This is a genomic window from Pseudonocardia ammonioxydans (assembly GCF_900115005.1).
GTDB lineage: Bacteria > Actinomycetota > Actinomycetes > Mycobacteriales > Pseudonocardiaceae > Pseudonocardia > Pseudonocardia ammonioxydans.
Genome location: NZ_FOUY01000023.1, coordinates 15,021 through 25,541 on the forward strand (window position 1 = coordinate 15,021; position 10,521 = coordinate 25,541).

Here is a 10,521-nt window from a genome sequence, read left to right on the forward strand (position 1 = left end):
GACTAACGGCCCGCCCGGAGCCGGTCGTACCGGGCGTCACACAGGTCGCGCGTGGGTAACATCCCGCTGACCAGCGCGTGCTGCAGCGTCACGGCGTCGCGGTCCTTGTCGGACAGCACCGGTTCCAGGTCGTCGGCCCAGGGCAGCGCGAGATCGGGGTCGAGCGGGCTGATGCCGTGCTCGGCCGCCGGGGCGTACGGGGTCGAGCACAGGTACTCGACGGTCGTGCCGTCGGCCAGCGCCTGGAACGCGTGCCCGAGACCCTCGGCCAGGTAGACCGCCCGGGGCTCCGCCGCATCGAGGTCGACGGCGACGTGCTCGCCGAACGTCGCCGACCCCACCCGCAGGTCCACGATCACGTCCCGGACGGCGCCGGCGGCCACGTGCAGGTACTTGGCCTGCCCGGGCGGGACGTCGGCGAAGTGCACCCCGCGGATCACGCCCCGGTGCGAGACCGACCGGTTGGTCTGGGCCACGGTCAGCTCGAACCCGAGCGCCTCGCGGAACGCCGGCCCCTGGAACGGCGCGGTGAACGAGCCGCGGTGGTCCGGGAACGTCGGCGGCTCGAACAGCCAGGCGCCGTCGATGGCGAGTTCGGTCGCTCTCACCGCTGCAGTGCCTCCCACCAGTCGCGGTTCTCGCGGTACCAGGCCACCGTGGACGCCAGGCCCTCCTCGAACGGCACCCGCGGCGCGTACCCGAGCTCGTCGCGGATCTTCGACCAGTCCACCGCGTACCGGCGGTCGTGGCCCTTGCGGTCGGGCACCCGCTCGATCATCTCCTCGCCGGCGCCCACCGCCGCCAGCAGCCGTCCGGTGAGCTCGCGGTTGGACAGCTCGGTGCCGCCACCGATGTTGTAGATCTCGCCCGGGCGGCCCGTCGCCGCGGCCAGGGCGATGCCGCGGCAGTGGTCGTCGACGTGCAGCCAGTCCCGGACGTTGCCGCCGTCGCCGTAGAGCGGGACCGTGCGCCCCAGCAGCAGCCGGGTGACGAACAGCGGGACCACCTTCTCCGGGAACTGGTGGGGCCCGTAGTTGTTCGAGCACCGGGTGATCACCGTGTCGAGCCCGTGCGTGCGGTGGTAGGAGCGGACGAGCAGGTCGGACCCGGCCTTGGCGGCGCTGTAGGGCGAGTTCGGCTCGAGCGGCTCGGTCTCGGCCCACGACCCGTCCTCGATCGAGCCGTACACCTCGTCGGTGGAGACGTGCACGAACCGGCCCACGCCCAGGTCGAGCGCGGCCTGCAGCAGCACCTGGGTGCCGACCACGTTCGTCGTCACGAAGTCCGCCGCGCCGGTGATCGAGCGGTCCACGTGGGTCTCCGCGGCGCAGTGCACCACCAGGTCGGCGCCGGTCAGCACCTCGGTGACCCGCTGCGGGTCCCGGATGTCACCGCGCTCGACCCGCAGCCGCGGGTCGTCGCGCACCGGGTCCAGGTTCTCGATGCGTCCGGCGTAGGTGAAGGCGTCGAGGACGACGACTGCGTCGCCCGTCACCCGGCCGCCTCCCATTCCCGGGTAGCCCTGCTCCAGCACCGTCCGCACGAAGTGCGAGCCGATGAAGCCGGCTCCCCCGGTGACCACGATCCGCACCCGGACCTCCCTCCTCCCGCTCCCGGCCAGCGTGTCAGAGTCGCCGGGTCCGACGGTGAGGAGGTGGGCGCGTGCGCGCGTGCGTGGTGGGTGCGGACGGGCAGCTCGGCCGGGCCCTCGTGGCGGCGCTGCCGGGGGCGGTGGCCCTGAACCGGGCCGGACTGGACATCGCCGACGCCGAGGCCGTCGCCGGCCACGACTTCACCGGTGTCGACGTGGTGTTCAACGCCGCCGCCCACACCGCCGTCGACCGGGCGGAGACCGAGCCGGCCGCGGCGTGGCGGGCGAACGCGCTCGGCCCCGCGCACCTCGCGGCGGCGGCCGCCCGGCACGGCTTCACCCTGGTGCACGTCTCGACCGAGTACGTCTTCGACGGCACCGCGACCGGCCCGATGCCCGAGGAGACCCCGCTCGCCCCGCTGGGCGTGTACGGCGCGTCGAAGGCGGCCGGGGAGCTCGCGGTGCGCGCGGCCCCCCGGTACGTGATCGCCCGCACCAGCTGGGTGGTCGGCGACGGCGGCAACTTCGTCGCCACGATGGCCCGCCTGGCCCGCGACGGCGTCCGCCCGAGCGTCGTCGACGACCAGGTCGGGCGGCCCACGTTCACCCGCGACCTCGCCGCCGCCCTGATCGCGCTGGCCGAGCGGGAACCGGGCGTCTACCACGTGACCAACGACGGCGAGCCGGTCAGCTGGTACGGCCTGGCGACCGAGGTGTTCATCCGCTGCGGCCGCTCCCCCGGCGACGTCACGCCGGTCTCGACCGCCGAGTACGGCGCCCTCCAGAGCAGGGCCGGCACGCCGCCGCCGGCTCACCGGCCGGCGAACTCGGTGCTGGACCTGAGCCGGCTCACCCGGGCCGGGGTGACGATGCCGCCGTGGCGCGACGCGCTCGACGAGCACCTGGGAGCCGGCCGGTGAAGGGGATCGTGCTCGCCGGCGGGTCCGGCAGCAGGCTCGCCCCGATCACCCGGGCGGTGTCGAAGCAGCTGCTGCCCGTCTACGACAAGCCGATGATCTACCACCCGCTGACCACGCTGATGCTGGCCGGCGTCCGCGAGATCCTGCTGATCTCCACCCCGCACGACCTTCCCGGTTTCCAGCGACTCCTCGGCGACGGCGGCGAGCTCGGCCTCGAGATCACCTACGCGGCGCAGGACCGGCCCAACGGGCTGGCCGAGGCCTACCGCATCGGCGCCGACCACGTCCGCGGCGGTCCGTCGGCACTCGTGCTGGGCGACAACATCTTCCACGGCGCCTCGTTCGGCGACCTGCTCCGCCGCCGGGTCGCCCAGGTGGTCTCGGGCGAGGCCGGCTGCGTGCTGTTCGGCTACCCGGTGCGCGACCCGCAGCGCTACGGCGTCGGCGAGGCCGGCCCGGACGGGCGGCTGCTCTCGATCGAGGAGAAGCCCGAGCACCCCCGCTCGGACCGCGCCATCACCGGCCTCTACCTCTACGACGCCGACGTCGTCGACATCGCCGCCGGCATCGCCCCGTCCGCCCGCGGCGAGCTGGAGATCACCGACGTCAACCGGGTCTACCTCGACCGCGGCCGCGCCCACCTGCAGGACCTCGGCCGCGGGTTCGCCTGGCTCGACACCGGCACGCACGAGTCGCTGATGGAGGCCGGGCAGTACGTGCGGGTGCTGGAGAACCGCCAGGGCGTGCGGATCGCGTGCGTGGAGGAGGTCGCGCTGCGGATGGGCTTCATCGACGCCGACACCTGCCATGCGCTGGGCGAGCGCCAGGCCGGGTCGGGGTACGGCGAGTACGTGATGGGAGTGGCCGAGCAGTTCCGCCGCCGCGCCTGACAGGGTGGAGATCGTGACCGGTCGCCTGCAGCACTCCCTGTTCCGGCTCGGTCAGTGGCTCCTCGGCCACCGCAGCGGTCCCGAGGGCGACATCGAGCCCGGCCTGTCCGTGGTCGGGAAGGACGCGGGCACCCGGCACGTGCGGCTGTGGATCGGCACGCTGGTGCACGGCTGCGACGCCGAGACCCTCGAGGCCACGGTGAGGGTCACCGGCGCGGTCGGCGACGCGCAGGTCACGACGACGCTGCTGCGGTTCGGCTTCGACAGCGAGCGGGCGGTGACCGGCTGGCGGGCGAGCACCCGGTTCTTCCACGGCCACGTCGTCGTCGACCACCTGACCGCCGACGCGTGGGGCGAGGCCACCGTCGAGCTCGCCCCGGTCGCCGGGCTGCGCCCCGAGCACCGCCGGGCGTCCTGCCGGGTGCGGACGCTGCCCGCGCGGATCGCCGTCGGCTCGTCGCTGACCGCACTCGTCGCGTCCTGCTACGACGCCGACACCGACACCACCAACGCCCTCGACGCGGCGTTCCGGCACCTGCGCGACCACGTCGCCGAGCCGGACCTCGCGCTGCTCACCGGCGACCAGGTCTACGCCGACGCGCCGGCGAAGTTCTACGCGACGATGGCGCGCAGCACCCCGCGGACCTACGGGCTGCTCGAGTACTGGACGTCGTGGGGCATGCAGCGCTACGGCGAGCACCGCCATCTGGGGATGCGCGCGCTGCTGGGCCACGGGCCGCACTGGTTCCTGCCCGACGACCACGAGTTCTGGAACAACTGGCCGCACGCCTCGGTGACCGCGCGGCACTCCTACGCCAACATCGTCCGGGCCGGGCGCGGCAGCCTGCGCCGCCGGCTCGCGGCGTGGCGCCACCGGCCCGGGGACGAGGTGCCGTACCCGCAGGACCCGGGCCCGCCGCCGTCGGACCCGCTGGTGCAGAGCTACCACCCGCCGCACCCCGACGAGTGGGACGCGTGGGGGCGCAGTGCGTTCGACCTGTACGGCTCATTCCAGACGCCGAGCGTGCGCGACCGCGACACCGGCCGGATCACCCGCGGAGAGCTCGACGACGACCCGGCCGCGGACCCGCACCGTCCGCCGCGCCACGGCCCGCCCGGCGAGGTGCACCGGCCGCTGAACCAGCTGGTGCAGCGGGTCGATCTCGACGAGGTGCAGATCGCCCTGCTCGACACCCGCACCCGGCGTACCCGCCGCACCGACGACCCGCGGTACTCGGCGTTCGTCGACCCCGGTCATCTCGACCAGGTGCTCGCGATCGCCGCCGAGGCCCCGATCCTGGTGCTGGTCGCCCCGCAGCCGATGCTCGTGCCGCCGTACCGGACGCGGCTGCGCGACCGCCCGCTCGGCGCGCGAGTGGAACGGGCCCTCGACCTACAGATCGCCGACTACCCCGAGCAGTACGCCCGGTTCTGGGACGGGCTGGTCGCGGCCCGCGACGGCCGCCCGACGGTCACGGTCGGCGGCGACATCCACTCCAGCTACGTCGGACACGCGCCGTCGCTGCCGCTGCTCGAGGTGGTGTCCTCGCCGATGTCGCTGGTGGCAGGCGCGACCCTGCCGGACACGCTGTTCGCCGCGCCCGCCCGGCTCCTGCGGTCGCTGGCCGGTGGGTCGGCCCAGCGGGATCCGTACGCGGCGGGCGAGCCGCTGGCCCGCATCGACGACCTGCGCAGCCGCGGCGTTGTCGGTGACGCCGGTGACGCCGGTGATGCCGCGGTCTCGCTGGCCGGGCTCGGCCGCGGCAACCCCGAGGGGCTCGGCCTGCTCTCGCTGGACCGCCCGGAGGAGCACCGGTTCGTGCTCACCGCCGCGCTGCACCTGCGGGCGTCACTGGCGGCCGGGCACACCGACGGGGTCCGGGAGGTCTCGGTTGAGCTGCGCACCGACCGGCGCGGACCGGATGCGATGAGCGCACCCTCGGTGGCCCCGGCGCGGTAGCGGGGATCACGGATCCGGCGTCGATCCGGACATCCTCGGCCGCATTCGCTCCCGATCCGTGACCTCCCGGGTCGTGCCACACTTCCCGGAACGAGGAGGCCCGAATGTCCGCACTCCCCCTGCCGCCCCAGCGCCTGCTGACGACGGCCGAGTTCGCCGAGCTGCCCGATGAGGCCGAGGCGCGCTACGAGCTGCAGGAGGGCAGCATCGTGATGTCACCGAGGCCGCGGCCGAGGCACCAGCTGTGCCTGGGACGTCTGGTGGCCCGCTTGGCGGAGCAGCTGCCCGAAGAGCTGGAGGTCCTGCCCGAGGTGGACGTGGACCTCGAGCTGACGCCCGCATCGCGGCCCGGGTTCGTGCGCGCACCCGACCTGGTCGTGGTCCGCCGCGAGGTCCTCGGCCGGGTCGAGGATCGCGGACTGATCCGCGCGTGCGAGGTCGTCCTCGCCGTCGAGATCACCTCGCCCGGTACGAGCCGGATGGACACGGTCGTCAAGCACGGCGAGTACGCCGACGCCGGCATTCCGCACTACTGGATCGTGACCCTCGACGACAGCGTCGCACTCACCCGGTGTCACCTCGGCGGCGAGTTCGGCTATGTCGACGCCGCACCGGCCCGCGGCCGCATCTCGTTCGACGAACCCTTCCCCGTCGTGCTCGATCTGGCCGCCCTGCTGTGAGACGGGTCCTCCGGTGGGGAGATCTCCTCCTCCGGACGGAGGCGATGGGCGGCGGTGCCCAGTACGGTCGTCCGGCATGGGGGATCTGCTGCTCAGCGAGGAACTGCTGCTCATCGGGCTGCACGACGAGACCGGCAAGCCCGACGGCTGGTTCCAGCCGAACAACCTGCACGGCGCGTTGATCTGCGACCTGATCGAGCGGGGCGCGGTCACCGTCGACGGGAAGAAGAAGGTGCACCCCGGTGAGCGGGTGCCGGAGCACCCCGCGCTGCGGCAGGTCTGGGAGACGATCACCGCGGACGCCAAGGTTCGCAGCGTCTCGCACTGGACGAGCACGCTGCCGTGGAAACACACCAAGCCGGCCGAGCTCGTCGCCGAGCGGCTGGTCGACGACGGCGTGCTGACCCGCGAGGAGGGCAAGGTCCTCGGGATCTTCCGCACCACCCGGCTGCCCGCTGCCGACCCGGCTCCCGAGCGCGCGTTGCGGGAACGGCTGCGCGGCGTGCTCGTCACCGGCATCGAGCCGTCCGCGCACGACGCCCTGCTCGTCACCCTGCTCAACGCGACCTCCCAGGTGAAGGCGGCACTGGACGGGTTGGACAAGGAGCAACGCAAGGCCGGGACGAAGCGGGCGGCGCAGATCGCGAAGGGCCTGAAGGACAACCCGGTCGTCAAGGCGCAGTACGACGCCGCGATGGCCGCGGTGATGACGACGGTCGTTGCGACCGCCGTCGTCACGTCGTCGGGTGGGAGCTGACCGCACAGCACGTAACGCGAAATTCATTGCGATAACTCTCCCGACGGGTCTAGCCTTCTGGCGCGAAGAAGTTCGCGTTAGACGGCACGGACCGCCGTGCCGCACGCCCTTCGCGGATCCCGCCGAGGGGGACCCCATGACGACCGTCCAGCGCCCCACCGTGAAGGCCGCCCTGACCGACCGCGGCTTCGCGCTCCACTACCTGCAGATGCTGCTCGCGATGGGGGCAGGCATGCTCGTGCTCGGCCCGCTCGCGATGCTCGCCGGCGACCCGGACCTCGAGGTGCAGGCGCTGCTCATGGCGACCTCGATGAGCGCCGGGATGGCGGTCTGGATGGCCTGGAAGCGCCACACCTGGCCCGCGACCGTCGAGATATGCCTGGCGATGTACCTGTCGTTCGTCGTGCTGTTCCCGCCGTACTGGCTCGGGGTGCTCTCCGGGCACGACGTGATGGTCGTGGGGCACGTGCTGATGCTGCCGGCCATGGCACTGGGGATGCTGCGGCGGCGGGAGGAGTACGTGCACGGATGACGTTCAGCAGCTCGGATCGTACGCAGGACCGACCCAGCGACGAATTGCGGCAGACAACCGCGTAACGGGCGAACCGGACTTCGCGACAGCATCCGCGTGTCTGCCGCGATCCATTCTCGATGCACCGTCACGGAAGTTCGACACCCGGCGGCTCGTCCGCTGCACGAGTGGGACACCTTCGTCGATCGACTCAACGGCGATACGGTCCAGAAGTCCGGCTGGGCCGACCTGCGCGCCACGGCGGGCTTCACCGCTCACTACTTCTTCGCGCACGACCGCGGACACCTGGTCGGCGGTGCCCAGCTGCTCGAACGTCGCCTGCCGCTGCTCGGCCGGGTGGGTTACGTGTCGAATGCTCCGCTCGTCGACGACACCGTCGGCGACAGCTCCATCGGCGTCCCGGCCTTGTGCACACACCTGCTCCGCGCGGCGCAGACACATCTGTCGATGCTCCTCGTACAACCACCGGAGGGCCGCGACGACGTCAGCGAGTTCCTTCTCGCACGGGGCCTACGCCCTTCGGAAGCAGGGATCGCTCCCGCGGCGACCCTGCGTCTGCGGTTGGATCGCTGTGAGGAGGAGATCCGAGCCGGGCTCGGTCGGCGGTTGCGCCAGTGGACCCGGCAGTGGCCGCGCCGCGGGGTCACGGTACGGCCGGCCGGTCGCCGGGACCTGGGGGTCGTCGCGGCTCTCCTCGCCGAGACCGGCCGACACCAGGGGTTCGACCCGTTCCCGGAGGACTATCTGCGAACGATGTACGACATCTTCGCCGACCGGGGTGAGATCCAGATCATGGTGGGCGAGGTCGCCGGTGTTCCGGTGGCATGCGAGGTTCTGACCGGCTGCGGGAACGTCGTGCGCTCGAGGCTCGGCGGGACCGATCGTTCCGCCGAGGTGCAACACCTGAACGTGTCTGCGGCCGTCGAGTGGCACAGCATCCTGTGGGCTCGATCGGCCGGTTACCGTTGGTTCGACTTCGGCGGAGTCCTGCCCGAGACACGGGCCTCGCTCGCCGGCGACACGGCGGATCTCGACTCGGTCCCCGGCCCCGATCGGTTCAAGCTCCGTTTCGGAGGCGACCTGCACACCTACCCGCAGGCGGTCGAGTGGTTCCGTTCCCCGCTCCTACGAGCCGGTTACGACCTGACGAACAGGTCCGAGTACGGGCGCCGGGCAGTTCGGGCCGTTCGCGGGCGGATCCGAGCCACCCGGTGACCGATCGTAGTCGGAAGGGCGCCCGGTAACAGGCGCTCCGATCTTTCCGAGCCCCTCACGTGGCATCAGGAACGGGTTCGTCGACATCGATCACAGATCTGCGTTCACCGACCGCTGACGAGCTCGCCGAATGGGACGACCTAGTCAGCCGAGTCGACGGTGGCGACACGGTGCAGAAGTCCGGGTGGGCGACATTGCGTTCGACGGCCGGCTTCGAGTCCCGGTACCTCCTGCTCCACTCCGACGACGGGCTGGTCGGCGGGGCCCAGGTGCTCCTCCGCCGACTCCCGCTGATCGGCACGGTCGGATACATCTCCAACGGCCCGATACTGGACGAGGCCCGGACCGAGCACGGAACCGCAGTCCGGAGCATCTGCGACCGGCTGGTCACCATGGCCAGGAACGAGCTGGCGGTCCTGCTGATCCAGCCGCCCGATGGCCGGGACGACATCAGCGACGAGTTGCTCCGACGCGACTTCCGCATCTCGGCGGCCGGGGTGGCGCCGGCGGCGACCCTGCGGCTCGCCCTCGACCGCCCGGAGGACGAGATCCGGGCCGGGCTCAGCAAGCGCCTACGACGGTGGACGGGCCAGTGGGAACGTCGCGGTGTCACCGTCCGGACCGCAACCGAGGACGATCTGTCCACAGTCGCCCGGCTGCTGGGCGAGACAGCCCGGTTCCAGGGTTTCGCCCCGTTCCCGGAATCCTATCTGCGCACCATGTACCGCACGTTCACCGCGCGTGACGAGGTGCAGATCCGGCTCGGCGAGGTGGCCGGTGAACCGGTCGTCTGCGAGGTGCTGACCGGCTGTGCAGGCGTCGTGCGCTCCCGCCTCATCGGAACCGACCGCTCGACGCGGTGGGAGCATCTCAACGTGTCCGCTGCGGTGCAGTGGGACGCGATCCGGTGGGCGCGCAACGCCGGCTACTGCTGGTTCGACTTCGGGGGCATCGGGCCCGGCTCGGCGGAACGGCTCGCGTCCGGTTCCCCGGTGAGCACCGACGGGCTTCCCGGACCCGATGTCTTCAAGATCCGGTTCGGCGGACACCTGCACACCTACCCCCAGGCGGTCGAATGGTTCGGTTCCCCGGTCCTGCGAGCGGCGTACGACCTCGGGCGCAGGACCGAGCGTGGGCGACGCCTGCTCGGCGCCGTCCGCAACCGGCTCCGCAACGCGGTGACCTGATCCGCGTCTGCCGTCAGGTCACCAGCGCGTCCAGGCAGCCTCGTCGAGTGCCCGTCCGACCCTGCCGATGTACCCGAGAGCTTCCGGGTCACGCAGTTCGCCGGAGAAGTGCCAGCCGACGCATCCCCACAGGTCCCCCTCGGCCTCGGGGCCGAGGTAGGTCACCCAGCCCTCGTAACAGCCGCGGACCACACCGAGCGCGTAGTCGACATTGAACGCAGTGCTCTCGGAGGCCAGCGGGTACGAACCTGGCCGGTAGAGGTGCTTCACCTGCATGATCCCGAAGCTGGTCGCGCACGGCGGGGCGTCTCCCGGGACGCAGTCCTCCTCGTCCGAGGAGACGTCCCCGGTCGTCGCCTGCCGCCAATCGCTCTCCGCGTCCGCCATGGCCCGGACGAGGTCCGGCGGAAGTCCCCACTTGCAGGCACCCCACTGCAGGATCTGGCCGGTGCTACCGGCGTAGTCGCCATCGATTCGCGCGATGATCTCCGGATTGAACTCGGGCGCGTACCCGTGTGGCGTCCAGTCCGGAACCCGGACTCCGCCACCCGTTCGCGCGTTCGGCTCGGCGTTCTCGGGCCGCACCTCGCGCGTCGCACCGACCGCGGCGGCGCACTCGGCGCCCGTCGGCAATGCCGTGCCGGGTGCAAGCGCCTCGGCCGGAACCGGGGTTCCGGGATCCACCGGAGCTCCGGGCGCCCCGGCCAGGTACATCACCACCGCCCCGACGGCAACCACGGCCAGCAGGCCGAGGACGCCCGTCGCCGTCCGACGCCGCACCCGAGGTGC

The 10,521-nt window shown here is 72.2% G+C and carries 11 protein-coding genes; 8 read left to right on the forward strand and 3 right to left on the reverse strand.

Translation table 11 applies throughout. The features are described from left to right. Positions 1–2: 2 nt before the first annotated feature. Together BM093_RS20965 and rfbB are read right to left on the reverse strand one after the other, a co-directional pair. Complete coding sequence (locus tag BM093_RS20965) at positions 3–608, reverse strand: dTDP-4-dehydrorhamnose 3,5-epimerase family protein (RefSeq protein WP_093347403.1); 606 nt, start codon at positions 606–608, stop codon at positions 3–5. After that, complete coding sequence (rfbB, locus tag BM093_RS20970) at positions 605–1,591, reverse strand: dTDP-glucose 4,6-dehydratase (protein WP_093347408.1); 987 nt, start codon at positions 1,589–1,591, stop codon at positions 605–607. The genes BM093_RS20965 and rfbB overlap by 4 nt, the downstream gene beginning before the upstream one ends. Positions 1,592–1,662: 71 nt before the next feature. Here rfbB and rfbD point away from each other — a divergent pair, with 71 nt between their 5' ends. From rfbD to BM093_RS21010, 8 genes are all read left to right on the forward strand, one after another. Next, positions 1,663–2,511 (forward strand): dTDP-4-dehydrorhamnose reductase, encoded by an 849-nt coding sequence (gene rfbD, locus BM093_RS20975; RefSeq protein ID WP_093347412.1) that lies wholly within the window; start codon positions 1,663–1,665, stop codon positions 2,509–2,511. Then, a complete protein-coding gene (gene rfbA / locus BM093_RS20980) occupies positions 2,508–3,401 on the forward strand; it encodes a glucose-1-phosphate thymidylyltransferase RfbA (RefSeq protein WP_093347415.1) in 894 nt (297 codons plus the stop codon). The genes rfbD and rfbA overlap by 4 nt, the downstream gene beginning before the upstream one ends. Before the next feature lie 13 nt (positions 3,402–3,414). Further along, on the forward strand, positions 3,415–5,361 hold the full coding sequence (locus BM093_RS36075; protein WP_177238612.1) for an alkaline phosphatase D family protein: 1,947 nt from the start codon (positions 3,415–3,417) through the stop codon (positions 5,359–5,361). Between the two features lie 104 nt (positions 5,362–5,465). After that, positions 5,466–6,041, forward strand: coding sequence for a Uma2 family endonuclease (locus BM093_RS20990; RefSeq protein WP_093347421.1), 576 nt, complete (start codon positions 5,466–5,468; stop codon positions 6,039–6,041). Between the two features lie 76 nt (positions 6,042–6,117). Next, positions 6,118–6,798, forward strand: coding sequence for a GOLPH3/VPS74 family protein (locus tag BM093_RS20995; protein ID WP_177238613.1), 681 nt, complete (start codon positions 6,118–6,120; stop codon positions 6,796–6,798). Between the two features lie 136 nt (positions 6,799–6,934). Next, the gene (locus tag BM093_RS21000; RefSeq protein ID WP_093347428.1) at positions 6,935–7,330 is read left to right on the forward strand and encodes a hypothetical protein; all 396 of its coding nucleotides are present in this window, start codon (positions 6,935–6,937) and stop codon (positions 7,328–7,330) included. Positions 7,331–7,426: 96 nt separating this feature from the next. Further along, on the forward strand, positions 7,427–8,545 hold the full coding sequence (locus tag BM093_RS21005) for a lipid II:glycine glycyltransferase FemX (protein ID WP_245773674.1): 1,119 nt from the start codon (positions 7,427–7,429) through the stop codon (positions 8,543–8,545). 59 nt (positions 8,546–8,604) lie between these two features. After that, a complete protein-coding gene (locus BM093_RS21010; RefSeq protein ID WP_281248719.1) occupies positions 8,605–9,732 on the forward strand; it encodes a lipid II:glycine glycyltransferase FemX in 1,128 nt (375 codons plus the stop codon). 18 nt (positions 9,733–9,750) lie between these two features. Here BM093_RS21010 and BM093_RS21015 read toward each other — a convergent pair whose 3' ends face one another. Further along, positions 9,751–10,512, reverse strand: a complete 762-nt coding sequence (locus tag BM093_RS21015; RefSeq protein ID WP_093347432.1) for a hypothetical protein — start codon at positions 10,510–10,512, stop codon at positions 9,751–9,753. Positions 10,513–10,521 lie beyond the last annotated feature (9 nt).

Excerpts from the sequence above, each read along its gene's own strand:
- BM093_RS20995 (WP_177238613.1), top strand. The coding sequence starts at position 6,118 with ATGGGGGATCTGCTGCTCAGCGAGGAACTGCTGCTCATCGGGCTGCAC.
- BM093_RS21000 (WP_093347428.1), top strand. The coding sequence starts at position 6,935 with ATGACGACCGTCCAGCGCCCCACCGTGAAGGCCGCCCTGACCGACCGC.
- BM093_RS20990 (WP_093347421.1), top strand. The coding sequence starts at position 5,466 with ATGTCCGCACTCCCCCTGCCGCCCCAGCGCCTGCTGACGACGGCCGAG.